The sequence below is a fragment of the Candidatus Ponderosibacter sp. Uisw_141_02 genome, from assembly GCF_048087665.1.
GTDB lineage: Bacteria > Pseudomonadota > Alphaproteobacteria > Puniceispirillales > Puniceispirillaceae > UBA3439.
On the sequence record NZ_CP159807.1, the window covers coordinates 116,954 to 142,134 of the forward strand.

At 51.5% G+C, this 25,181-nt stretch carries 26 protein-coding genes; 12 read left to right on the forward strand and 14 right to left on the reverse strand.

What is annotated here, in order from left to right; genetic code table 11:
• Positions 1–114 precede the first annotated feature (114 nt).
• The 3 genes from ABXT40_RS00595 to ABXT40_RS00605 are packed head-to-tail and all read left to right on the forward strand — an operon-like array spanning position 115 to position 2,655.
• Positions 115–1,062: an NAD(P)-dependent oxidoreductase gene (locus ABXT40_RS00595; RefSeq protein WP_443645908.1), complete on the forward strand. Its 948-nt coding sequence runs from the start codon at positions 115–117 to the stop codon at positions 1,060–1,062.
• 55 nt (positions 1,063–1,117) lie between these two features.
• Positions 1,118–1,579 (forward strand): YtoQ family protein, encoded by a 462-nt coding sequence (locus tag ABXT40_RS00600; RefSeq protein ID WP_443645909.1) that lies wholly within the window; start codon positions 1,118–1,120, stop codon positions 1,577–1,579.
• Entirely contained in the window at positions 1,576–2,655 is a 1,080-nt protein-coding gene (locus ABXT40_RS00605; protein WP_443645910.1) for a dipeptidase, read from the forward strand. The genes ABXT40_RS00600 and ABXT40_RS00605 overlap by 4 nt, the downstream gene beginning before the upstream one ends.
• 3 nt (positions 2,656–2,658) lie before the next feature.
• Here the strand turns inward: ABXT40_RS00605 and ABXT40_RS00610 are convergent, their stop codons facing one another.
• Entirely contained in the window at positions 2,659–3,819 is a 1,161-nt protein-coding gene (locus tag ABXT40_RS00610) for an acyl-CoA dehydrogenase family protein (protein ID WP_443645911.1), read from the reverse strand.
• Between the two features lie 214 nt (positions 3,820–4,033).
• Between ABXT40_RS00610 and ABXT40_RS00615 the strand changes: the two genes are divergently transcribed.
• On the forward strand, positions 4,034–5,269 hold the full coding sequence (locus ABXT40_RS00615; RefSeq protein WP_443645912.1) for a CaiB/BaiF CoA transferase family protein: 1,236 nt from the start codon (positions 4,034–4,036) through the stop codon (positions 5,267–5,269).
• A gap of 16 nt (positions 5,270–5,285) precedes the next feature.
• Here the strand turns inward: ABXT40_RS00615 and ABXT40_RS00620 are convergent, their stop codons facing one another.
• Positions 5,286–5,687, reverse strand: coding sequence for a hypothetical protein (locus ABXT40_RS00620; RefSeq protein WP_443645913.1), 402 nt, complete (start codon positions 5,685–5,687; stop codon positions 5,286–5,288).
• A 45-nt stretch (positions 5,688–5,732) separates the two neighbouring features.
• Positions 5,733–6,635, reverse strand: a complete 903-nt coding sequence (locus ABXT40_RS00625; RefSeq protein ID WP_443645914.1) for a dihydrodipicolinate synthase family protein — start codon at positions 6,633–6,635, stop codon at positions 5,733–5,735.
• Positions 6,636–7,026: 391 nt separating this feature from the next.
• Here ABXT40_RS00625 and pyk point away from each other — a divergent pair, with 391 nt between their 5' ends.
• A complete protein-coding gene (gene pyk / locus ABXT40_RS00630) occupies positions 7,027–8,451 on the forward strand; it encodes a pyruvate kinase (protein WP_443645915.1) in 1,425 nt (474 codons plus the stop codon).
• 103 nt (positions 8,452–8,554) lie between these two features.
• Positions 8,555–9,511: an NAD(P)-dependent oxidoreductase gene (locus ABXT40_RS00635; RefSeq protein ID WP_443645916.1), complete on the forward strand. Its 957-nt coding sequence runs from the start codon at positions 8,555–8,557 to the stop codon at positions 9,509–9,511.
• Here ABXT40_RS00635 and ABXT40_RS00640 read toward each other — a convergent pair.
• The 4 genes from ABXT40_RS00640 to ABXT40_RS00655 form a co-directional block, all read right to left on the reverse strand.
• Positions 9,495–10,052, reverse strand: coding sequence for a hypothetical protein (locus tag ABXT40_RS00640; protein WP_443645917.1), 558 nt, complete (start codon positions 10,050–10,052; stop codon positions 9,495–9,497). The two genes, ABXT40_RS00635 and ABXT40_RS00640, sit on opposite strands and share 17 nt — an antisense overlap.
• Positions 10,053–10,214: 162 nt before the next feature.
• Entirely contained in the window at positions 10,215–10,793 is a 579-nt protein-coding gene (locus ABXT40_RS00645) for a tetratricopeptide repeat protein (protein ID WP_443645918.1), read from the reverse strand.
• 405 nt (positions 10,794–11,198) lie between these two features.
• Complete coding sequence (locus tag ABXT40_RS00650; protein WP_443645919.1) at positions 11,199–11,480, reverse strand: hypothetical protein; 282 nt, start codon at positions 11,478–11,480, stop codon at positions 11,199–11,201.
• A complete protein-coding gene (locus tag ABXT40_RS00655) occupies positions 11,440–11,841 on the reverse strand; it encodes a rhodanese-like domain-containing protein (protein ID WP_443645920.1) in 402 nt (133 codons plus the stop codon). The genes ABXT40_RS00650 and ABXT40_RS00655 overlap by 41 nt, the downstream gene beginning before the upstream one ends.
• Positions 11,842–12,087: 246 nt before the next feature.
• On the opposite strand from ABXT40_RS00655, the gene ABXT40_RS00660 reads away from it, so the two are divergent.
• A complete protein-coding gene (locus tag ABXT40_RS00660) occupies positions 12,088–13,086 on the forward strand; it encodes an MDR family oxidoreductase (protein WP_443645921.1) in 999 nt (332 codons plus the stop codon).
• Positions 13,087–13,207: 121 nt separating this feature from the next.
• On the forward strand, positions 13,208–14,536 hold the full coding sequence (locus ABXT40_RS00665) for a M24 family metallopeptidase (protein WP_443645922.1): 1,329 nt from the start codon (positions 13,208–13,210) through the stop codon (positions 14,534–14,536).
• Positions 14,537–14,568: 32 nt separating this feature from the next.
• On the opposite strand, the gene hpt is transcribed toward ABXT40_RS00665, so the two are convergent.
• Positions 14,569–15,114 (reverse strand): hypoxanthine phosphoribosyltransferase, encoded by a 546-nt coding sequence (gene hpt / locus ABXT40_RS00670; protein WP_443645923.1) that lies wholly within the window; start codon positions 15,112–15,114, stop codon positions 14,569–14,571.
• Positions 15,115–15,290: 176 nt separating this feature from the next.
• Between hpt and ABXT40_RS00675 the strand changes: the two genes are divergently transcribed.
• A complete protein-coding gene (locus ABXT40_RS00675) occupies positions 15,291–16,160 on the forward strand; it encodes an NAD(P)-dependent oxidoreductase (protein ID WP_443645924.1) in 870 nt (289 codons plus the stop codon).
• Between the two features lie 81 nt (positions 16,161–16,241).
• Here ABXT40_RS00675 and ABXT40_RS00680 read toward each other — a convergent pair whose 3' ends face one another.
• Positions 16,242–17,693, reverse strand: a complete 1,452-nt coding sequence (locus ABXT40_RS00680; protein WP_443645925.1) for an NAD-dependent succinate-semialdehyde dehydrogenase — start codon at positions 17,691–17,693, stop codon at positions 16,242–16,244.
• 140 nt (positions 17,694–17,833) lie between these two features.
• Positions 17,834–18,415: a gamma carbonic anhydrase family protein gene (locus ABXT40_RS00685; protein ID WP_443645926.1), complete on the reverse strand. Its 582-nt coding sequence runs from the start codon at positions 18,413–18,415 to the stop codon at positions 17,834–17,836.
• A 168-nt stretch (positions 18,416–18,583) separates the two neighbouring features.
• Between ABXT40_RS00685 and ABXT40_RS00690 the strand changes: the two genes are divergently transcribed.
• Complete coding sequence (locus ABXT40_RS00690) at positions 18,584–19,183, forward strand: superoxide dismutase (RefSeq protein ID WP_443645927.1); 600 nt, start codon at positions 18,584–18,586, stop codon at positions 19,181–19,183.
• Positions 19,184–19,419: 236 nt separating this feature from the next.
• A complete protein-coding gene (locus ABXT40_RS00695) occupies positions 19,420–19,644 on the forward strand; it encodes a hypothetical protein (protein WP_443645928.1) in 225 nt (74 codons plus the stop codon).
• 4 nt (positions 19,645–19,648) lie between these two features.
• On the opposite strand, the gene ABXT40_RS00700 is transcribed toward ABXT40_RS00695, so the two are convergent.
• The 4 genes from ABXT40_RS00700 to ABXT40_RS00715 form a co-directional block, all read right to left on the reverse strand.
• Positions 19,649–20,866, reverse strand: coding sequence for an argininosuccinate synthase (locus ABXT40_RS00700; RefSeq protein WP_443645929.1), 1,218 nt, complete (start codon positions 20,864–20,866; stop codon positions 19,649–19,651).
• 88 nt (positions 20,867–20,954) lie between these two features.
• A complete protein-coding gene (locus ABXT40_RS00705) occupies positions 20,955–23,528 on the reverse strand; it encodes an ABC transporter permease (RefSeq protein WP_443645930.1) in 2,574 nt (857 codons plus the stop codon).
• Positions 23,525–24,247, reverse strand: coding sequence for an ABC transporter ATP-binding protein (locus ABXT40_RS00710; RefSeq protein ID WP_443645931.1), 723 nt, complete (start codon positions 24,245–24,247; stop codon positions 23,525–23,527). Before ABXT40_RS00710 ends, ABXT40_RS00705 begins: the two co-directional genes overlap by 4 nt.
• A gap of 163 nt (positions 24,248–24,410) precedes the next feature.
• Positions 24,411–24,566 (reverse strand): hypothetical protein, encoded by a 156-nt coding sequence (locus ABXT40_RS00715; protein WP_443645932.1) that lies wholly within the window; start codon positions 24,564–24,566, stop codon positions 24,411–24,413.
• A gap of 32 nt (positions 24,567–24,598) precedes the next feature.
• Between ABXT40_RS00715 and ABXT40_RS00720 the strand changes: the two genes are divergently transcribed.
• Positions 24,599–25,138, forward strand: a complete 540-nt coding sequence (locus tag ABXT40_RS00720) for an arylesterase (protein ID WP_443645933.1) — start codon at positions 24,599–24,601, stop codon at positions 25,136–25,138.
• Positions 25,139–25,181: the final 43 nt, after the last annotated feature.

Consider the following 25,181-nt stretch of genomic DNA (forward strand, 5'->3'; position numbering starts at 1 on the left):
GCAACTGACTTTTTCATCAAAAATAAAATAAAATTTACAAAGTTGGCTGGATTTTTTGCGCCAAATCGCGCCTCATAGATGATGATTAACCGACGCCATAAGGCAATCTTGCCAATGGCTGAAACAGGATTAAAACCCATGAATGTTCGTGATGCAGTGACGTCTTTTCCTACAAATCCAAAAATTGGCTTTATCGGGCTTGGCAATATGGGGGCGGCACTTGCGATGCGGTTACTCGATCCGGGTTTGATGGTTTATGATCCCGATCAAACGGCGATGAAACCCTTTATTGATGGCGGAGCAATCGCGGCCAGTGACCTTGCGGCAATGGCGAGGCAATGCGATATTATTTTTGCCTGCCTGCCAACCTCGGCGGTCACTGAGATGGTGTTATTTGGGGATGACGGCATGGCAGGCCATATGAAACCCGGTCAGATTTTCATTGACATGACATCGGGCGATCCGGCGATAAGCCGTGATCAGGCGGCGCGTCTGAAACAGGCCGGCATTGATTTTGTCGATGCACCGGTAAGCGGCGGCCCGCGTGGCGCGCGTGAAGGGGTGATTGCCATTATGGTTGGCGGTGATGCGGCACTCTATGCGCAGCTATTGCCTTTGCTTGGCCGTATCAGCAGCAATTGTTTCCATGCCGGGCCGGTTGGGGCGGGGCATGCGCTAAAGGCAGGCAATAATCTATTAAATCTGATTTGCCGGATGGCCAGTTTTGAGGTTGTATCCCTCTTGGTAAATGCCGGTGTTGACGCTGGTCGCGCGGTCGATATTTTGCAAAAAAGTTCGGGTCGAAACTATGCGACTGAAATCACGTTGCCTGACAATATTCTGTCGGGAAAAATGCATCAGGGATTTTCCATGGCGCTGATGCAAAAAGATGCTGGATTAGCGCTTGGCATGGCGGCGGCGATGGCTCAGGATATGCCGCTTGGCGCATCGGCTTTTGACGCGCTGCAAGATGCGATTAACACGCATGGTGATGCGGCTGATATGAGCCTTGTCGCCCTTAGCTATGAGGCGAAAACGGGCGCGCGCATCCGGCCTGAATAACCGGTAATCATATGGTGAACAGCCAAAGCAGATAATTCAAAAAGGAGATAAACAGATGAAACTAACCGTTTACCTATCGGGCGAAATTCATACCGATTGGCGTGATGAGGTGGCTGCGGCCTGTGCCAAGCAAAATCTTGATATCATGTTCTTGGGGCCAGTGACCGACCATGCGGCATCGGATGATTGCGGTGTTGAAATCATGGGTGCCGAACCCGATAAATTCTGGCATGATCATAAAGGTGCCAAGCTGAACGCAATCCGCACCCGAACCGCGATTGGCCGGGCCGATGTTGTTGTTGTACGCTTTGGTGAAAAATACAAACAATGGAATGCGGCTTTTGATGCCGGCTATGCTGCCGCACTTGGCAAGGCGCTTATCATTATGCATGGAAGTGATCACCAGCATGCCTTGAAAGAGGTTGATGGGGCAGCGCTGGCGACTGTCGAAACCGCCGATCAGGTGGCGGCCATTTTGGATTATGTCATCACAGGCAAATTACCGGCGGCATCATGAGTGATAATGCGCCCATAACGCCGCCTATTCTCGACGGCCATAACGATATTTTATCGCTGTTATATGATACTGGCCTATCAATGGATGCGCCGGTTGATATCGACAGATTTATCACCGGAATGTCTGGGCATCTTGATGCGGATAAAATGCGCAAAGGCGGGTTTGCTGGGGGCTTTTTTGCGATCTGGGTGCCATCGCCAATCGATATGGATGTCAAAACCACACAAATGAATTTGCCGGTTTATGATTTGCCATTGCCGCCAGAAATTGCGCTTGATCAAGCTGTGCCGGTGGCCTTGGCGCAGGCGGCAATTCTGCATCGCATGGAAGCGGCAGGATATCTGCAAATTTGCACCAGCACGGCCATGCTTCAATCCTGTCTGGATCATGGTAAGATTGCGGCCATCATGCATATTGAAGGTGCCGAACCAATTGATCGGGATTTCTATCATCTCGATATGTTTCGCCGCGCCGGATTGCGATCAATCGGGCCGGTCTGGAGCAGGCCAAACAGATTTGGTCATGGTGTGCCATTTCGCTATCCAAGCAGCGGCGATATCGGCCCGGGTCTAACCGATGATGGCAAACGGCTTGTCACCTATTGTGATGCGAATGGCATCTTGATTGACCTGTCGCATTTGAATGAGGCGGGATTTTGGGATGTTACCAAAATTTCGCAAAAGCCATTGGTGGCAACGCATTCCAATGCTTATGAAATCAGCCCGCATTCGCGCAACCTTACCGATCGCCAGCTTGCAGCGATTGCCGAAAGTGACGGCATGGTTGGGTTGAATTTTGCGGTTGCCTTTTTGCGCCCTGATGGCCGAATGGAAGCCGATACGGGTTTTGACGTCATGCTTCGCCATCTTGATCATTTGATCGAACATCTTGGCGAAGACCGCGTTGGGCTTGGATCAGATTTTGACGGCACGACGGTGCCGCAGGCGATTGGCAATGCTGCGGGTCTGCCAGCGCTGCGAAGCGCCATGAGCGCGCATGGATATAATGCCGATTTAATGACCAAATTATGCCATGCGAATTGGGTGAATGCGCTTGGCCGCATTTGGCACGACTAGCGGCTAGGCACGTTGATTGAACCGTCTGCCAACAAGCGCGGCGGCGATATTGATTTTCTGAATATCAATTGATCCGCCAGCAATGCCCCATCCCCATGCGTCACGCATTTTCTGTTCCATCGGATATGATTTCGAATAGCCATAGCCACCCATAAGCTGTACGGCGGCGCTGGCAACCTCGCGGGCAATTTCATTGGCATAGCATTTCGCGATCGAACTATCGGCAATTGACGGCAGTTCCTGTTCGGCATTATTGACCGCGCGGTAAAGCAACAGCCGCGCCGCATCAAGCTTCATCTTCATCTGTGCAATTTGCAATTGGACAGCCTGAAAATCAATGATTGGCTTACCAAATTGTTCGCGTTCTTGAACATAGGCAAGCGCGTAATCAAAGGCAGATTGACCACAAGCAAGGCTCATTGTTGTATTGCCGCAACGCTCAAGGTCAAAGGCTTCCATCAATTGTTTAAAGCCACCCGCCGAAACAATGATATTGTCGGCAGGCACTTCAACATTATCGAAATACATATCGGCGCTTGAAATGCCGCGCCAGCCCATATGTGATTCCGGTGCACCAAAGCTAAATCCATCCGTGCCTTTTTCAACCAGAACCGCGCCAATGCCCTTGGCACCGGGCGCATCGGAAAGGCGGCAATAGACAACATAGGCGTCAGCATGACCGCCGCCTGAACACCAGCGTTTATTGCCGTTCAAAATGATTTTATCACCATCGCGTTTGCCGGTTGTTTTCAAATCTGTTAGCGCGGTACCAGCCTGCGGTTCCGACATTGACACGGCAACAACCATTTCACCTGAACAGACTTTGGGAAGGATGCGCTGGCGAAGCGCCTCGGGTGCAAAATGCGCAATGGCCAAAGCTGGACCAAAGCTGGCCTCAAATACCGGGAAGGCCACCGCAACCGAAATTTTTGCCAATTCTTCGAGGATCAGCACTGCCTCAAAATGCCCAAGGCCAGCACCGCCATATTCGGTTGGCAGATTGATGCCCATAAAGCCCATTTCGGCAAAGCGTTTGCGAAGCGCCAGCGTTGGCGGCGTATCATTTTCTTCAATGGCTTTTGCATGGGCTGGCAATTCATCCGCGGCAAAGCGGCGTGCGGTGTCTTGAAGCATTTTCTGTTCAGCGGTAAGCGAAAAATCCATAATATATCCATGTATTTGAGATGATGGCAGGCCGGACAGCACCACCATATTTTGTAAATTAGCTAATGGTAAGCCTGCCAATTTTCCCATAGGCTGTAAATTGAAAATCAGCAAGTTTACGCAATATGGTCAGTTTGAGATGCTTTGCCCACATCGCCCAAAGACGGCAAATCAGCAGATGCCAGTCAAGCTGGCCAGCACAACAGGATGAATGATGACGAATAGCGATACGCCGATGGCGCTTGCCGGCATTAAAGTGCTTGATCTTAGCCGGATTCTGGCTGGCCCCTATGCTGCTCAGATGTTTGCCGATCTCGGCGCAGATGTGGTGAAGGTTGAAAACCCCGATGGCGGCGATGACACGCGCAAATGGGGGCCGCCTTTTACCAAAAATGCCGATGGCAGCCGCGATGATGCTGCCTATTTCAGCGCATGTAACCGCAATAAACGGTCAGTGACGATTGATTTTTCAACCAAAGACGGTGCAGATCTTGTTCGGCAATTGGCGGCTAAAGCCGATATTTTGATCGAGAATTTCAAACCTGGTGGATTGCAAAAATACGGCCTTGATTACGCGTCAATCGCCGCCTTTAATCCGGGGATCATCTATTGTTCGATTACGGGCTTTGGCCAGACCGGCCCCTATTCGCACCGATCAGGATATGATTTTTTAATTCAGGGCATGGGCGGGTTGATGAGCATTACTGGCCAGCCCGATGGCAGCCCGGGCGGCGGCCCGATGAAGGTGGGGGTTGCGGTCTGTGATTTATTCACCGGAATGTTTGCCGCCAATGCAGCCCTTGCAGCCTTGGCCTATCGCAGCCGTACCGGCATTGGCCAGCATATTGATTGCGCGCTTCTTGATAGCCAGATTTCGATGCTGGCAAACCAATCGGCAAATTGGCTGAATGCCGAAATATGCCCTGATCGTATGGGCAACAGCCATCCAAGTGTTGTTCCCTACACTGTTTATGAGGCCAAGGACGGATTTGTGATTATCGCCTGCGGAAATGACAAGCAATTCATCCGTTTGACAGCGGCGCTTGGCATTCCGGCGCTGGCGGATGATGATGATTTTGCCAGCAACGAAGCCCGCATCAAAAACCGCGATCGTCTTGATGCTATGCTTGGTGATATCATTGCCAAGCTGGATCGTGTTCAGGTGATCGACAAGCTGGAAACAGCCGGTGTGTCTTGTGGCCCGATTAATGATATTGCCGAAGTATTTGCCGATCCGCATGTCAAGGCACGCGGCGCGCGCATTGATCAGCAACGTGGCGATGGCAGCCAGATTTCGTCAACCGCCTTTGCCGCCAAACTTGGAGTGACACCAGCGCAATATCGCACCGCGCCGCCACGCCTTGGCCAGCATAATGATCAGGTCATGCAGGAATGGGCGGGTCTTGGTGCCGATGCGGTTGCGGCATTGCGTGCCGCCAAGGTGATGTGATCAAAATTGCCAGCCGCTATTGCTGTTGGAACCGTTCTTTCATTGATCCGAAAATTGACCGCAATTTGGGCGAAACCGAACAATCGGCAATCAAGGTGACGATTGGTGCCACATCTTGCGGCGTGTCTTCATAGGTAAACGCCGGAAAGGCGCGTGAAACGGCAAGCCTGATTTTGGCATTTTCCGGCAGCCGCATGATGGCAACCCCATCGCGAAATTTCGCTGTTCGCCCCTGTTCGGGGGCTTCGGCAACAAAGGCGTCATTTGTCACTGTACAGCGATTATCGAGATAGGCTTTGACTTGAATGGTTTTTGGCGGCTCAAACTGGGTGCTAAAGCTTGGCATGACAAACCATAACAGGGCAAATATTCCGGCAATGGTAAGGCCAACAAGAATCAATGACACAAAGATTTTCATCACAGCTCCGCCTTTAAACTGCACAATAGATTAATGTGACCAAGGCTAGAAATGCATGCCAAATTCACTGGCAAGCCCATCGGCAAGCGCGTCAAGCTTGTTCTTGTCCATTGGCCGCATCGGCGCACGAAGATTGCCCCATGCGCTATGGCCGGTTGATCGCGCAAGAAGTGCCTTTTGTGCGGGGATTGGCGCATAATCTTGGAACATCAAGCGCACCGCACAGACCTTTTTATGTTTGGTTTCGGCCAATTCCCAATTGCCAGCAAGACATAGGTCAATCACTTCGGCGATATCGGTTCCGTTCAAATTTGCCGTTGCTGAAATGCAACCGGGCGCGCCAAGCCGGATGGCTTCGATAATCGGCAATTCGGCACCTGGATAGACAATCAATCCGTAAATCTCAAGAAGCGCCTTGGTATTGTCCCAAACACCCGAACTGTCCTTGATGCCAACAATTGCTTTAGGGAAATCAGCATGCAGTTTTTTCACAAGATCAATCGACAGCCCGACACCCGATACTTGTGGAATATGATAAAGATAGATTTTCAGCCTTTGATCATTCACACCGTCAATAAGCTGGGCGTAATAATCATACAGGCCAGAATCGCTCATGCCTTTAAAATAGAAAGGCGGCAAAACCATAACACCAGCACAGCCAAGCCCGACAGCATGCTGGCAAAGATCAATCGTATCGGGAAGGTTGCAAAGGCCGGTTCCGGGAATCATCACTGCCGGATCGATGCCCGCCTTGACCAAACCCTCAAGCGCGGCTTTGCGCTCGCTATGACTAACCGACAGTGCCTCGCCAGTTGTCCCGAAAGGGGCAAGCCCGCTAACGCCAGTGGCAAGAAGATGTTTGGCAAGATCGTTATACAGCGACTGGTCAAGATTTAGATTATCGTCAAACGGGGTAAGAAGAGGGGCAATAAGACCTTTGATCATCATCGTGCTTTCTGTCGTGAATTAGCCTGATCGACTGACCGGCCGGAAAGAAAAGAAACAGACCCAAAGGGTTTCGCCAGAGGGTTTTACCAAGGCATGATTATGACGGTAAATTGACGCTTTCTCAAGCCACTCGACCAAGCCAATCAACAAGGGCTGTTTTACGCTGATGGTTTTCAGCGGTTTATGATGCGCCCCATCGTTCCCCTCATCGTTTGGGCATTTGTGAAATTTCTGTGAAATCAAAGATGTCGCTTTGCTTTCGCTGGTTTCGGCCGTAGAATCAGCGCAATGCCGCCAATTGGCTTGTCATCCCCATTTCAAAGCTGTTGTTGGCATGGGTCGACCCCAAATCGACCTTCAAACCGAATTTACAAGAAAGATATATAGTTCAATGAGTGTTGAAACCCCCCACCCGCAGCGAGCCACAAAAATTGTTGCTACCCTTGGCGATGTGTCATCAAGCCCTGACATGCTTGGCAAATTAGTGACTGCTGGCGTGAATGTCTTCCGGTTGAATTTTTCGCATGGCACACGCGAAGAACAGGGTGCACGCATTGATTCCATTCGGGCGCTTGAAACCAAAACTGGCACGCCATGCTGTATTCTTGCCGATTTGCAAGGGCCGAAATTCCGCGTTGGTAAAGTTGCCGATGAGACAATCGTCAAAAATGGTGATCGTATTACGTTTGACCTGAACACCGATATGGGCAATGCCAGCATTGTTGGCCTGCCACATGCAGAAATCTTCAAGGCGATGTATCCGGGTGCCAGGTTATTGATGGATGACGGCAAGCTGGTTTTCAAAGTGGTGTCGGTTGATACGCAGAGCTTTGACGCTGAAGTTGTTGTTGGCGGCCCGTTGAAAAGCCGGAAAGGGGTTAATCTTCCCGATATTATTCTTGATACAACACCGCTAACCGAAAAGGATTTGGCCGATCTTTCCTATGCGTTGGAAAAAGGGGTTGATTGGGTTGCCTTGTCATTTGTGCAACGCGCCAGCGATGTGATTGCGGCGCGAACCATTGTTGGCAAACAGGCGGCATTGATGTCGAAAATCGAAAAGCCAGCGGCGCTGAATGACCTTGATGATATTATTGCCGCATCTGATGGTGTAATGGTTGCACGGGGCGATCTTGGTGTTGAATTACCGCCCGAGCAGGTGCCGGGCTGGCAAAAAACCATCATTTCCAAATGCCGCATGGTTGGCAAGCCGGTGGTGGTTGCAACGCAGATGCTGGAATCAATGATCGAGGCACCCACACCAACGCGCGCTGAAGCATCAGATGTTGCCGGTGCGGTATTTGATGGTGCTGATGCGGTAATGCTGTCTGCCGAAACAGCAGCAGGCCACTATCCGGTTGAGTCGGTAGAATTCATGGCGCGGATCGTCAGTTCGGCCGAGGCGCATATCAGATTGGATCCAGCATCTGGGCCAGGCGAATTGCCAGTTGAACATAGCGTCTATCACGCGGTTGCAAAAACCAGTGTTGCACTTGCCGAAACGGTTGAGGCCACGGCGATGGTTGCCTTTTCAAGTTCGGGCAATACCGCGGTTCGGATTGCGCGTGAACGACCTGGAATTCCGTTTCTGGTGATGACCCCGCATCTGGATGTTCAGCGGAAATTATGTTTGCTATGGGGAACCCATACTGGTGCCAGTGCCTATAGTGAAGATTTCGAATCAGCGATTACCGAAGCTATTGCCGAAATCCGAAACCGCGGCATGGCCAGCACTGGACAGCAGGTTGTTGTTGTGGCCGGAATGCCTTTTGGCATTGTTGGCACAACAAATTCAATGCGGGTGGTGACGCTTTAGACGAAATTTGGTTGCATTTTAATTTACTCTGTCTTTAGGGTATTGCCAGCAACTGGTTGGCTGCCATTTGGTTGTCCTGAGCAAAGCCATGGGGGAGATGGAAATGCATTCAGTTGGATTTATTGGACTAGGCAATGTTGGTGGCAAACTAGCTGGCAGTTTGCTTCGCAACAAATGTGACGTCATGGTTCGTGATCTTGATCATGATGTTGCAGCGCCGTTTCTAGAAGCTGGCGCAAAATGGGCTGACAGCCCAAAAGCAATGGCCGAAGCTTGTGACATCATCATTACTTGTTTGCCGTCACCAGCGGCATGCGCTGCGGTTATGGAAGCCGATGACGGTGTTCTTGCAGGCCTAAGCGCTGGCAAAATCTGGGCGGAAATGAGTACAACCGATGCTGCCGAAGTTGCGCGTCTTGGCGCGCTTGTCGAAGCCAAAGGCGCCAGCCCAGTTGATTGTCCCGTATCGGGTGGTTGTCATCGTGCAGCGACAGGTAACATTGCTATTTTCGCTGGATGCGACAGGCCGGTTTTCGAGCGGCTATTGCCGGTTTTGACGATCCTTGGTCGCCGCGTTCTGCATACCGGCCCGCTTGGCACGGCATCGGTGTTGAAAGTGATGACCAATTATCTGGCAACAGCGAATTTGATCACGCTTTGCGAGGCGCTTGTGACATCAAAAATGGCCGGAATGGATTTGAACACCACCTATGAGGCGATCCGCATTTCATCGGGAAATTCCTTTGTCCATGAAACCGAAAGTCAGGTCATTTTGAATGGCAGCCGCGATATCAATTTCACCATGGATTTGGTGCTAAAGGATATTGGCCTTTTTCAATCGATTGCCGAACAGCATAATGTGCCGCTTGAAGTCTCGCCACTTTTGATCAAAATTTTCGAGGATGGTCAGGCACGATTCGGCCCGCGTGAATGGTCGCCGAATATCATCAAAAGGCTGGAAGAAGCCTGCAATACCGAAATTCTGGCGGCTGGATTTCCAGCAGAAATGACCGATGATGAGCCTGAAGAGCCGGGCTATGAGGTTATCCCAAAATCTTAAGCCATTGATCAATAGGCAATTGGCCGGTTTCGCGCGCCCAATAAAGATAAACCGCAAGACAGACCAGAATCAGCAAATAAAGCGGCATCCGGTTCACGCTAGTGTCGCGGTCTGGCTTGCTGGCATTATCAGTGCTGATTTCGGCAACAGGACTTGGCGTCTCTGGCGGTGTGGCTGGTGTTTTTGTGGCTTGGATTGTTGCGTTTGGGGTTGTTGCGGCCTGATTGTCTTGATCAGCTTGCTGGATTGCGCTGTCACATAAGGAGCAGAATAAATCAATTTTTGCATCGCTTGAAAGACGTGTGGGAATGGTGATTGCCATTTTGCATGACGGGCAATCGACAATTTTCATCTCGGCTGGTCGGGCAGGTTTTGTGCCGGTGGGGCAATTATGCTCAAGACCGAATTGTGCGTTACATTGATGACAGGTAATGGCAACTGCTTTGTTGGCGGCCTCCGCCGTATCAACCTCGCTTTGTGACAAAAGGCAAAGGCTGTCACAATGCGGACAATGGTTCATGATGCTGTCATTATGTGTCATTTTTTCTACTCCGCCTTAGATCCCTGATCGTTGTGAATGCCTCAAACACCGCTTTCATACCATACCCTTTCTACTGTACTATTTAGGGGTCTGATATGGCACCGCATGGATGATGCTAACAAACAATTGAGCGCGGATCACTAGGCAAATGCAATGGCATTGCTAGAGGGCGCGACCCTTCAACCTTTGCCCAAGCCTGTCAATGATCACTTCGATATTCGGCAAAAACGGGTTGATGCGCTGGGCGGCGCGATAGGCCTGCAAGGCACCCTGAAGATCACCTTCGCGAACCTTGATCATGCCAAGCCCTGACAGCGCGCCAAAATGGCGCGGCTCTAATTTGATCACTTGCAGAATATCATTTGCCGATCCAGCATCATCACCGCGAAAAAACCGAACCGTGGCGCGTTTGTTCCAGGCTTCGGCAAAGGCAGGCTTGCGCGAAATGATAGCGCTGAACATGGCTTCGGCATCATCAAGCCGGCCAGCATTCATCATTTTGATAGCCCTATCCATCTGACGATTGATCGCCTGATCATCCGGATAGCGCGTCCAGATAGCCCAGATTTCACGTTCAAGACTGGAAGCACTGGCATTTGATAGGCTTGTTTGCAATGCGGCAAATAGCTTGTCCAGCTTTGGATCAGTTTGGTCGGCATTGGCGGGCGCATAAGCAAGCAAAAGCATAGCTGTTGCCAGAAACATGATGATTTTTGACCTAATCGGCTTGGGGCTGGTCATTTTGGTTTGTTGATTCCTCATCCGAAAAGACTATCGCCTCATCATGCGCTTGCCAAGCGATGACATTTCATGCCGTCCAAGCCAGCTTGTGATTCTGCGGCAAATCCTAATTGAGATAAAATTAAGCAAATAGCATTTTAAGATTTGCAGGGTTTTGTTCACGCTTTGCATGATTTTGTGGGGAATATGTTTTGATTGATCAGACGAACAGCCGGTTTGGATTCAGATAATGTCTTTATGCGGCTGTTCCTGGCTTTTGGCTTGTCAGCGGCATGATGCCAGCCATGGCAAATTCTGACCGGCTTGATGCGTCGTTAAAGGCGGCACTACAGGCAACGATGATCCGCTTTATTGTTAATGCGTCTGATGATGAGGGCGGGTTCCGCTATATTGAAAGGCGAGGTGTTAGCGCAAAGTCGTACCCACGGCTTCCAAAATATCCTCGGTTACATATCCGCTGTAACTGAGAACAAAATCATCGTGTAACAGTAATGAACCAAATTGGTGGAACCGATCAAATTCCATCAAAAAAACCCTTGAACAAATAGAACAAGCCGCAAGAATGCTGCTAATTAAGAATTCGCTCAAATTGATATCTTTTATGAGAGGATAAGGGGCATAAATGTTGGGGTGTTTTTGGCCGGATTTAGCTTTGCCGCCAAGCAAGGCCAGCATTGCGCCAGCCATTCAAGTGACCGCGTTGCTGATCGGCGTCAAGATCGCCTTCAAAGCCGTCACAAATATTGATGACGGTTTGATAGCCAGCCGCCAAAGCCGCATTACCAGCGGCCAATGATCGAACGCCCGACCGGCATAGCATCAACAGGCTTGTATCGGGCGAAACCGCTGCCCCAAGCTGTTGGGTAAAATCGGCATTGGGGGTGCCGTCCATGTCAACCCATTCGATTAGCACTGGCTGCCGGTCAAGCGCATCCAGATTGGTAATCCCAACAAAATGCCATTCAACTTTGGTTCGTACATCAACAAGCTGGGCATTCGGATTGGCAGCTAAATAGGCCCAAGCCTCGGCAGCGGTCATTTGCATCATGGTTTTGCTTGTCCTGATCAAGTGGTGCAAAGGCCAGTATTGGCGATTGCTTTGTTGTTGCCAAGCCTCATTTTACCAGTGTTTGTCGCCTGTCCTGTCCTGCAATGGCATTGTCTTGATTGGCGTTATTGACTGAGAAAGACGGCGATTGGTTGCTTGTGATGATTCGGGGTTTGGTTTTGGGCTGTCTGGCTTTGGCGAAAAATGCTATTGAGGGTAGAACAATTGAAATCAAGGAGCCACGCCATGTCTAGTTTCAAAGCCCTTATGGTGCATCGTGACGAAGATAAAACCATTCGCCATGAAATGACCGAATTACAGCATGGTGATTTGCCTGCCGATGGCGAGGTGTTGGTTGCGGTCAAATATTCAACCGTCAATTACAAGGATGGGCTGTGTCTGTCGGGCAAGGGCGGGCTGGTGCGAAACTATCCGCATATTCCGGGCATTGATTTTGCTGGCGAGGTGGTCAGCAGTTCGGACAAACGATACAAGCAAGGCGATCTTGTGGCGCTAACCGGATGGCGTGTTGGCGAAATCTGGTGGGGCGGCTATGCGCAATTTGCCAAGGTGCGTGCCGATTGGCTGGTGCCTTTGGTTGATGGGCTTGATTGCCAGCAGGCAATGGCGATTGGCACCGCTGGCATGACTGCCATGTTGTCGGTTCTGGCGCTTGAAGATGCCGGCGTCACCCCTGATAAGGGGCCGGTTCTGGTGACGGGGGCGGCAGGCGGCGTTGGGTCGGTGGCAACGGCGCTATTGGCGGCGCGTGGCTATGCTGTGACCGCTGTTACTGGACGACCCGAAAGTGCCGACTATCTTCGCGGGCTGGGTGCAAATGATATTTTGGCGCGGGCCGAAATGCTGGAAGGGGGCGGACGGCCACTCGAATCAGAAAGCTGGGCTGGATGTATCGATTCGGTTGGCAGCACCATCTTGGCGCGGGCTTTGGCGCAAATGCAATATGGCGGCGCGGTGGCAACCGTTGGGCTTGCTGGCGGGGCTGATCTGCCAACAACGGTGATTCCCTTTATCATTCGCGGCGTATCGCTTTTGGGGATTGATTCGGTGATGGCATCTTATGATCGGCGTATTGTGGCATGGAACCGGCTGGCAAGCGATTTGCCAAAGCCGCAATTATTGGCTGCGACGACGGTTATCGGGCTTGATGATGTGCCGTCGGCTGGGGCTGATATTCTGGCTGGTAAAGTGCAGGGCCGATTGGTTGTCGATGTGAATGCCTAGATTGGCCTGATGATTTGGCGCGAATAATGGCCGCCATTTGATAATGAGAAAGTGTTTGCCAAAAAGTTTTTTTGCGGTTTAGCTGACAATCATTATCGGCAATATCTGCATGGAGGCGGCGATGGATCAAACCATCATTGGCTCAAACCGAAAGATTGATCCGAACCGGCGGGCGCATTTAAAGGCTGATTTGACGCCTGACGATAATGATCGTGTTGAAATTGGGCCAACCGCATTGGCTTTTGCCGAATGGCAATTGGCTGGCATCACCCCACCCGATATTCCGGCGTTGCGCGCCTATCGTCTGTCGCGATTGCAGGAACAGATCCGGAAACATGATTGTGCTGGATTGCTGTTATTTGACCCGCTGAATATCCGCTATGCAACCGATTGCACCAATATGCAGCTTTGGATTGCGCATAATCCGGCACGCGCCGTTTTTGTGCCGCCCGAAGGCAAACTGATCCTATGGGATTTTCACAATTGCGAACATTTGTCAGCGCATTTGCCACTGATTGGCGAATTGCGGGGCGGTGCTAGTTTTTTCTATTTTGAAACAGGCGATCAAACGGCCAAGGCGGCCAAGGATTTTGCCAAGCAGATCATCGATGTCATGGCAAAGCATGCTGGTGCCAATAAACGGCTGGCCGTCGACCGAATCGAACATGTTGGCTATGCCGCGCTATGCGATCTTGGTGTCACGGTTCTTGAAGGGCAGGTTTTGACCGAACATGCGCGATCAATCAAGAATGACAATGAATTAAATGCCATGCGCTGTGCCATTCACGCGTGTGAAGCCTCCATTGATGAAATGCGCGCGGTCATGCGGCCGGGGCTAAGCGAAAATGAATTATGGTCGGCCTTGCATGCTGGCAATATCAAACGCGGTGGTGAATGGATTGAAACACGGATTCTTGCCTCTGGTCCGCGAACAAATCCGTGGTTTCAGGAATGTGGCCCGCGGCTTATGCAGGCTGGGGATCTGATGGCCTTTGATACTGATCTTGTTGGTACTTATGGCTATTGCTGCGATATTTCACGAACATGGATCATTGGTGATGCCGCGCCGAATGACCGGCAAAAACATCTCTATCAAACCGCCTATGATCATGTGATGACCAATATCGGGCTGATCGAAGCCGGCATGAGCTTTGCCGATATGACGCGGGTTTCGCACCGCTTTCCCGAAATGTTTCGCCCGCTTCGCTATGGCGTCTTGGCGCATGGTGTTGGGCTATGTGATGAATATCCGTCGGTGCGCTATCCAGAAGATGTCGAGGCGCATGGCTATGGCGGTTGTTTTGAAGTTGGCATGACACTTTGTGTCGAGGCCTATATTGGCGCGGTTGGCGGGCATGATGGGGTCAAGCTCGAAGAACAGGTGCTTATCACCGATTCGGGTGCAGTGCCCTTATCTACTTATCGCTATGAGGCGGCTTTTCTTGATTGATTAATTGATTGGGGGGGTGAAAAGCTGGCTGGCTATTTCACCGCTTTGACAACACCAATATGCGGCAGGTTGCGCCCCTGCTGGGCATAGTCAATGCCATAGCCGATCACAAAGGCGTCAGGGATATCAAACCCGACCCAATCAACATCGACATCAACTTCGCGGCGCGATGGTTTGTTCAGCAAGGTGCAGATCGACAGGCTTTTTGGTGATCGTGTTAGCAGGATTTTTTGAACCTGCGATAATGTATGGCCGGTATCAACGATATCTTCAACAATCAGCACATCACGATTTTTAATGACCGTTTCAAGATCTTGAATGATTCGCACCTGACGCGATGAAACCGTGTCATTGCCATAGGAAGATACGGTCATGAAATCAACTTCGACCGGAAGCGCAAGGCGGCGCACAAGATCGGCAATGAAAACAAATGAACCGCGCAACAGCCCGACAACAACAAGCTGTTCAGTGCCTTTGTAATGATCGGTGATTTGGCGGGCGAGATTATTTGTGCGGGCGGCAATTTCGGCTTCGGTAATCAGAATGTCGATTTCCTGCTGGCTTGATAATACGGTCATGCGCTAAGATTACCCCTGTCGTCGCAAGTGGTCTTTGATTGTTATATCGGCCGCTACTTAATTTCACGCCGCCGAACCTGTTGCAGTATAATCGTGCTGACAGAAATGGCTATGGCAAATTACGGTGACAGAAATGTCATTTCGGTTCAGGCTGGTAAATTGAAAAGGAATATTCTATGTCGAAAGTAGCATTTTTAGGTATGGGCGTAATGGGCTATCCAATGGCTGGCCATATCGCTGCCGCTGGTCATGAGGTGACTGTCTATAACCGGACGGCGGCCAAATCCGAAGCATGGGCTGCCCAGCATGGTGGGGCGGCGGCGTTAACACCGGCGGCGGCGGCGGCGGATGCCGATTTTGTGTTTTGTTGTGTTGGCGATGATCCCGATGTCTTGTCGGTTGCGCTTGGCGATGATGGTGCCATTCCGGCAATGAAAACTGGCGCGGTCTTTATCGATAATAGTACCGTTTCGGCCGATGTCGCGCGTCAGGTTTATGATGCAGCCAAGGCCATGGGTGTTCACACGCTTGATGCGCCGGTATCAGGTGGTCAGGCTGGCGCGGAAAATGGCAAATTGACCGTTATGGTTGGGGGTGACGATGCTGCTTTTGCCGCCGCTTTGCCTTTGATGGAATGCTATGGGGCGCGGGTTGTTCATATGGGCGGTGCTGGCAAAGGCCAACAGGCCAAGATGGTCAACCAGATTTGTATTGCCGGCCTTGTTCAGGCCTTGTCCGAAGGGTTGAGCTTTGCGATGGATGCTGGTCTTGATACCGATAAGCTGCTTGAGGCTATTTCCGGCGGCGCAGCGCAATCATGGCAGATGGTTAATCGCGGCGAAACCATGGTCAAAGGCGAATTTGATTTTGGCTTTGCCATTGATTGGATGCGCAAGGATTTGCGGATTTGTCTGGAAGAAGCCAAACGTAATGGCGCTGATTTGCCCTTGACGGAAATTGTTGCTGGCTATTATGCCGAGCTAAGCGCCGATGGTTTCGGCCGGAATGATACATCAAGCCTGATCCGCCGATTGCGTCAATTTTAGTCTGGTGTCAATCTAGTCTGGATGGGTGATGAATCAAAAAAGGCCGGGATTGCCCCGGCCTTTTTCATGGCTAAATGGCCGCTACAGGCCGATACAAACAAATTTGATTTCAAGAAATTCATCAATGCCATATTTAGAGCCTTCACGCCCAAGGCCTGAATTCTTGACGCCGCCAAACGGGCCAACCTCGGATGAGAAAATGCCGGTATTGGCCGCAACGATTCCATATTCCAACGCTTCGCTGACACGGAACAGGCGTGAGGCATTTTCGGTAAACAGATAGGCTGCCAAACCGAATTCAGTATCATTTGCCGCTTCGATGGCTTCGGCTTCGTCGGTAAAGCGGAACAGGCCAGCCACTGGCCCAAAGGTTTCTTCGCGGAACATCCGCATTGATGAATCCATATTCGTTAGAACGGTTGGTTCATAATAGGTGCCACCCAATTCATGCGGTTTGCCACCGACCAATGCTGTTGCGCCTTTTGCCAATGCGTCATCAACATGCGCTGTTACCTTGTCAAATCCCTGTTGATCAATCAGCGGGCCTTGCTCGACACCGGCGTCAAGACCGTTGCCAACTTTCATCGCAGCCGATTTTTCGGCAAGACGTTTGGCAAATTCATCATAGATGCCGTCCTGCACAAAAATTCGGTTTGCACAAACACAAGTCTGTCCGGCATTGCGGTATTTCGACAGCATCGCGCCTTCAACAGCGACATCAAGATTGGCATCATCAAACACCAGCAATGGCGCATTGCCGCCAAGCTCAAGGCTCATCTTCTTGACCGAATCGGCACTTTGGCGCATCAGAATGCGGCCAACTTCGGTTGATCCGGTGAAGGTCATTTTGCGAATACGGTTATCGGCGCAAAGCGCCTGACCAATGGCTGGTGCGTCAAGGCCGGTAACAATATTCATCACGCCTGCCGGAATGCCAGCGCGCGTTGCCAATTCGGCAAGTGCCAGCGCCGAAAGCGGGGTCTGTTCAGCCGGCTTCAAAACACAAGCACAACCCGCAGCAAGGCCGGGTGCCACCTTGCGGGTGATCATTGCAATTGGAAAATTCCACGGGGTGATGGCACCAAAAACGCCAATCGGCTGTTTAAAGGTCAACAGGCGTTTATCGGCCTGTGGGCTTTCCATAACATCGCCGCAAACGCGCCGCGCTTCTTCACCAAACCAGTCAATAAAGCTGGCGCCATAGGCAATTTCCCCTTTGGCTTCGGCAAGCGGCTTGCCCATTTCAGTGGTCAGGATCGTGGCAAGGTCATCGGTATTTTCGATCACCAGATCATACCAGCGGCGAAGGATCATTGCGCGGGTTTTGGCAGGGGTTGCTGCCCAGGCCTTTTGCGCTGGAACAGCGGCATCAATCGCGGCGGTAATCGAATCGGCACCAAGATCGGCAACTTCGGCGATCAGGCTGCCATCAGCAGGGTTATTGACGGCAAAAACGCGGCCATCAGCAGCGTCAATCCACGCCCCATTAATATAGGCCTGACTGCGAAGAAGTGAGGGATCTTTTAATTTCATTTTACCGGCCTCCAATGCCACTAGCAGAATATAAATTGATTACGGATTTGCCAGAAGCGGGCTGGCCTGTGATTTCAGATAGTCTGATTAGCATTAATTGTGGCTGCCTTTCAATTGGCTAGCCTGTTTGCTTTGTTGAATTAATCGCGCGGTGGCAAGGGGTGGCTATGCATGTCAATGAAAGGGCCGCCAGCCGCCCCAAGCCGATGCGCCCGTCCGACCTCGACATAATGGCGGGCAATGCGGCGGTTATCGGCAATTTCATCGGCGGTTAGGTCTCGCATTTTGCGGGCTGGACGCCCAGCCCATAATTCGCCGGACGGGATTCGTTTGCGCGGGGTCAGCATCGCCCCTGCCGCCAGCATGCCGTCAGATTCAATCACCGCACCATCCATGACAATCGACCCCATGCCAATAAAGGCGTGATCATGCAAATGACAGGCGTGAACCAGCGCGCAATGGCCGATATTGACGTGATTGCCAATGATCGTTGGATAGTCGCGGCTGTTGATATGGACACAGCTATTATCCTGAATATTGGTTCCTTCGCCAATGGTGATGAAATTATTATCGCCGCGCAGCGTCACCTGATGCCAGATCGTGCTGTTTTTGCCAATGCGAACCGCGCCAACAATTGCGGCGGTCTGGGCGATATAGGCGCTGTCATCAATTTCGGGGTGATGATCCAAAAAAGGGGCGATATAGGCATTTCGGCCAGCCATGCTGTAATCCTTTGCGAATGGGGTATAATGGTGACGATCAAGCGGTCTTGTGATGCCAATTTAGCATGCTGATGCCAACTGTCAGTTTTATTTTGTTGGCATTTGAAAAATCGTGACTATATCTGTGTAGAGACATATCAATCAGCAAAGATAATTGTGGAGGCCGAAATGGCATTTGAACTACCTGACCTACCTTATGCGCATGATGCGTTGGCAAATTTTGGCATGAGTGCCGAAACCCTTGAATATCATCATGATTTGCATCACAACGCCTATGTGGTTAATGGTAATAATCTGATTGCTGGTACCGAATGGGAAGGCAAGTCACTCGAAGATATCATCACCGGCACCTATGATTCGAAAGCCGTTGCGCAAAATGGCATTTTCAATAACGCCTCGCAGCATTGGAATCATATGAAATTCTGGGAAATGATGGGGCCAAAAGGCAATGCAATGCCAACCGAGCTGGAAAAAGCGCTTACCGAATCATTCGGTTCAGTTGACGCGTTTAAAGATGCGTTCAAGGCAGCGGGTGCAGGCCAGTTTGGTTCTGGCTGGTGCTGGCTTGTGAAAAACAGCGATGGCGGGCTTGCCGTGACCAAAACCGAAAATGGGGTAAACCCGCTTTGCTTTGGCCAGACAGCGCTTCTTGGTTGTGACGTTTGGGAACATTCCTACTATATTGATTTCCGCAACAAGCGCCCTGATTATTTGGCTAATTTCCTCGAGAATCTGGTCGATTGGGATTATGTTGCAGCGCAGCTCTAGGCAATAAACAAGATCGTACTGCGAAAGGCACTATCCGTTTAGAGACCCGCCTTTGGCTTGCCGTCAAATATGAAAACCGTCACCTTAATTTTAGGTGGCGGTTTTTTTATGGCTCTTTGAATAGCCAGAATTTAGGCAAAAATCGGCCTTAATTCGGCGTCATAAATGCAATCGTAGCAAGGCTGAGATGACAGCCTGACGCCAATCAAAACAGCATTAAGACAAAAGGCATTAAAATGGTTGTAGCATTTGTCATACTGGTTGCATTTGGGATTTATCAAACTGATTCGGTGCAGGAATTCCGCGCCAATAGCAATCACAATCCAGTCTATAAAATTGTCAGGGGCGTGCCATGCGCCTCAGGCCTGAAATCATCAGGCTATTCGATGGTGCCCACAGGCAAGCTTTATTTGAAACAGGTCAATCGTGATGGCACGGTTGGCGATATTTGCCGTCCGTAAAACCCTAGCCGTCCTGAACCATCTTCTTGACGCGAAGGCGAAGCGCATTCAGCCGGATAAAGCCATGTGCGTCACTATGGTCATAATCAACCGCGCCATCTTCAAACGTCACCAGATCGGCATTATACAGCGAATTTGGTGATTTGCGGCCAGTGACGATCACATTGCCTTTATACAGCTTTAACCGCACAACACCATTAACGGCATCACGACAGCTATCAATCGCTGCTTGCAGCATTTCGCGTTCAGGCGAGAACCAGAAACCATTATAAACCAGCTCGGCATAGCGTGGCATCAATTCATCTTTGGTATGCATGGCACCGCGATCAAGCGTGATTGATTCCATGGCGCGGCGGGCTGTCAGCAAAATCGTGCCGCCAGGTGTTTCGTAAACACCGCGTGATTTCATGCCAACAAACCGGTTTTCAACAAGATCAAGACGGCCAATACCATTATCGCCGCCAAGCTTGTTTAATGCTGCCAGCAAATTGGCAGGTGACAGCGCCTTGCCATCAATCGCCACCGGATCACCTGATTTGAAAGTGATTTCGATTTCGGTTGGTTTATCCGGCGCATCTTCGGGCGATACGCTTCGGGAAAACACATATTCTTCCGGGGCAACCCATGGGTCTTCAAGCACTTTACCTTCGGCTGAAATATGCAGAAGATTCGCATCAACACTGAAGGGGGCTTCGCCGCGTTTGTCTTTTGGAATTGGAATCTGGTTGGCTTCGGCATAGGCAATCAGTTTTGTCCGGCTGCTCAAGTCCCATTCACGCCAAGGCGCAATGACCTTGATATCGGGCTGCTGGGCATAATAGGCCAATTCAAACCGAACCTGATCATTGCCTTTACCAGTGGCGCCATGTGAGACCGCCTCAGCGCCAACGTCACGGGCAATCTCGATTTGCCGTTTGGCAATCAAAGGCCGCGCAATTGACGTACCAAGAAGATAGGCACCTTCATAAAGCGGGTTTGCCCGAAACATGGGAAAAACATAATCACGTACAAATTCTTCACGCAAATCTTCGATATAGATTTGCTTGATTCCCATCATCTCGGCCTTGGCGCGTGCCGGCTCGATGTCTTCGCCCTGACCGATATCGGCCGTGAACGTAACCACCTCAGCGCGGTAATGGTCTTGCAACCAGCGCAGGATCACCGAAGTATCAAGGCCGCCTGAATAGGCGAGGACGACTTTTTTAATATCTTGCTTGCTCATAAGAGATTGCTATATCCGATCACTGGTGGCCTCGCAATGACGTTTTTGCCGTTGGTGCATTTTTGCACGAGGCTGTTTTTGGCCCGGTTTACAGCTCGCGAAGCAGCGGCGCCGGTTTGCGGCCAAGGGTTTTCATCGCGCCAGTCAGCCCCAAAACCGCCGTTGCCACAGCGCCGGCAAGGGTGGTGCCAAAAACCAGCCAGCCATCAAGAATGAATTCTGCGCCCAAAAATCCATGAACCAAAGCCCAGCTTGCAAGACTGCCAATAAACGCCGCGGCAATGGCGGTCAGCAGTCCTAAAAACGCATATTCAAGAAACCAAGCAAGGCCAATCGACAGCCGTGTTGCACCAAGCACTTTTAAAATCACCGAGTCAGCAAGCCGTTGTGATTCGCTGCTGGCAACGGTTCCGGCAAGAACCGCAATGCCGGCGATCAGGGTGACAAGGGCTGTTAACCGCACCGCACCGCCAAGTAGGCCAATGACGCGCTGCGCGGTTGCCACCGCTTCTTTCACCGAGACCGCCGAGATGTTTGAAAAGTTGCTGGTAACGGCGCGTTCAACCGCATCGGCAGCAGCGTCACTATCGGCATGGGTGGTTGCAATCCAGCTATGCGGGGCGGCATCCAGAACGCCCGGATTCAGCACGAAAACAAAATTGATCTGAAAGCTTTGCCAATCCACTTCGCGAAGATTGGCGATTGTTGCGGTGATTTCGCGGCCAAGAACATTGATGCTAACCGTATCGCCAATCGTTAGGCCGAAATCACCAGCCGCATCTTCGGACATGGAAACAAGTGGCGGGCCACTGTAATCGCTTGGCCACCAATCGCCAGCGACAATCTCGCTTCCTTTGGGTGCCGATGCTGACCATGTCAAAGCGCGGTCACCGCGCAGAATCCATGCCGATCCTTCAGGCGGGGTAATTTCCGCTGCTGGAATGTCATTGATCTTGGAAACGCGGCCACGAAGCATTGGCGTTTTGGTGATTTGTGAAATGCCATCAATTGATCTGGCCAGCTTTTCAAAGGCGTCAATCTGGCGTGGCTGAATGTCAATAAAGAACCAGGCCGGCGCATCTTCGGCAACGCGGTTATCAATTTGACGGCCAAGATTGGACTCGCTTACCGATACTGTGACCAGAACCGAAAGCCCAAGCCCAAAGGCAATGATGACCGCGCGCACCGGTGAACCGGGGCGGGTAATATTGGACAATGCCAAACGGGCAGGAACAAATCGCGGCAAGGGCGCAAGGCGTAATAGCCGCACCAGAATGTTGCCAAGAACCGATAATAGCAATAATGCGGCAAGCGAGCCGCCGATAAAGCTGGCGGTAATGCCAAGATTATGCGTTGCAAGATAGGCCAGCCATGTCAGGCCAATGGCCGCTGTGATCATCATCACAAGATAGCGCGGTTTGGGCCAGCCATCGGGCATTTCGATCAAGCTGCGAAACAGATCGCCAGCGCGCACTTCTTCGGCCTTGGCAAGCGGCCAAACAGCAAACAGAAAAGCAGTGCCAAGCCCGAAACCGGCAGCAATGATCAATGGCACCGGATAGATTGTCATTTCAAGCGGAACAGTGACATAGCCAGACAGGATGTGAATGGCAAAAAGCGGGGCAATCGCCGCAACGATCAACCCTGCCGCAACCCCGCAAGCGGCAACCACAAATATTTGCAAAAGATAGATTCGGAAAATCAAAATTGATGGTGCGCCAAGACATTTCAGCGTGGCGATCACCGGCATCCGGCTTGCCAGCCATGCGCGAACAGCACCAGCAACCCCAAGCCCGCCAATAAGAAGCGCGGTCAGGCCAACAAGCACCAGAAAAATTTCTGCCTGATTGACAAAACGGTCAAATCCGGGGGCGGCGCTGGCAACTTCGCGCACCCTCGCATGGGTTGGCGCGGTAAGCCGGTTTAATGTGGTCATCGCCGCATCGCGGTCTTGGGAATTATCAAGCAAAAGCCGATAACGATAGGTGATAAATGACCCCGGTTGCTGAAGGCCAGTGGCGGCCAAAGTCGCATCTGAGATCAGCACGCGCGGGCCAAAACTAACAAAGCTGATTGACCGGTCAGGCTCGCTGGTCAGCGCCGCGCGCACCTCGACATCAAGATTGCCAAGACGGGCGCGATCACCCGGTTTCAAGCCAAGACTGCGAAGCAAAGCGTCATCGGCGACAATTCCTGTCTGATCAAGCGCATCAGCAAGCGGCATTGACGGCGCCGTTGCGGCAGTGCCGACAAGTGGCCATTTGCTGTCAACGGCTTTTAATTCAACCAGCTTTCGCCGGTCGCTTGCCTGCAGCATGGCACGCATCTGAACCACTTTTGACACTGTGCCAAAACGGCTGGCGGCCTCGATAATTTCGGGGTTTGGCGCGGTATGAAGACTGCTGATTTCAATATCGCCACCAAGCAGAATACGCGCATTATCACTAATCCCGCTTCGCATTGATTCAGCAACCGAACCAACGGTGCCAATCGCGGCAACGCCAAGAAGCAAGGCTCCTAGAAAGACCCGAAACCGGCCAAGGCTGCCGCGCATTTCGCGTTTTGCAAGCTGCCAAGCAAAGCCCCATCCGTCACGGCTTGCGGTAATCGGGCTTATGTCATCGCGGTGAGCGGGGCGCGTATTTTTATCGGTCTTGGTCACTGTTTGGTGTCTCCGGCAATCAAGCCATCTTCGATTTCAAGAACGCGCGAACAGCGGGCGGCAAGCGATGCATCATGCGTGACAAGGACCAGCGCGGCACCAGCCTCTTGCGCACTTTTGAACAGAATATTGACGACTTTTTCGCCAGTGGCACTGTCAAGATTTCCGGTTGGCTCATCGGCCAAAAGAATGCGGGGTTTGGGGGCAATGGCGCGGGCAATCGCAACGCGCTGTTGTTCGCCGCCCGACATTTGATCAGGAAGATGCGTCAAGCGGTGCCCCAATCCAACCGACCGAAGCGCCGCTGCCGCACTTGTTTCGGCATCGGCACGGCCAGCCAGCTCAAGCGGGATCGACACATTTTGCAAGGCGGTGAGTGACGGGATCAGGCGAAACGCCTGAAACACAATGCCAACCATGTCACGGCGCAAAGCGGCAAGCGGGTCTTCTTGCATATTGGTAATATCGGTTCCGGCCAATGCAATGCGCCCCTTGGTCAGGGTTTCAAGACCGGCCATCACCATCAACAGGCTGGTTTTGCCAGCGCCACTTGGTCCCAAAACGCCAACGGTTTCACCAGCGCCAATTTGCAAATTGATGCCTTTCAGAATTTTGACTTTTGCCGCCGCTGTGCCAAGAGTTAGATGCGCGGCGTTGAGATCAATTACGGCTGGGTCAATTGTGGCTGGTTCATTTGCAGCTTTGGATGATGATGCCATGAAACTAGTCCAATCCTTGATCGTGATGCCCGCAAGATGGGCTGGTGGGTCATTGATAATCTGCGCACTCTGGAAAAACCGGCTTGTATCTCCTACATGCAGGTAAGGCTGGTTACCAAATCACGGCGCGACCGTGCCGTAGGCGGTTACGATCCTAGAGGGGTCATATGGGTTGGCCTTGTGCCGAGATCAAGGGAAACGCGACGATGATAGCTGAATTTTTCTGCCGCCTTTTGGGGCTATTTGGCGGTTGTTGCCATTTTGTGAAGCCGATGGCATTGGCCAGCATGATGGCGCTGATGCCGGGATCGTCAGTCATGGCCTCGGATCAACCAGTTTTGATGGTTCTTGGTGAACTCGTTAGTCGCCGGTCATGGTTTGCCGCAGGGCGAAGCTTTTCCTGATGAGCTAGGCCGGTTGTTAAAAAAAGACGGCGTTGATGTCGAGATCGTCAATGCAGGGGTTTCGGGTGATACCACCGCTGGCGGGCTGGCGCGTCTCGATTGGTCGCTTGCTGCCAAACCTGATGCTGCGATCATTGTTCTCGGGGGCAATGATTTGCTTCGTGGCCTCGAGCCTGCGGCAAGCTATCGCAATCTTGAGGGCATCATCGAACAGCTTGCGGCAAATCAAGTTGAGGTGCTTCTTGCTGGAATGCAGGCACCGCGCAATCTGGGTGCTGATTATGCAAATGAATTTGATGCGATCTATGACCGGTTGGCAAAGCGCCACAAGATTTTGTTCTATCCTTTTTTTCTGGATGGCGTGGCCTTGCAGTCAGCGATGAACCAGCCTGATGGAATGCATCCAAACGAGCAAGGGGTGGCGCATATTGCGACAAAGATTTTGCCGCTGGTGAAAACCTTGCTATCTAAAACCGGTAAACCATAGTTATGGTGCGGCGAAAGCGTCCGCGCCGTTACATTTTTAGCAG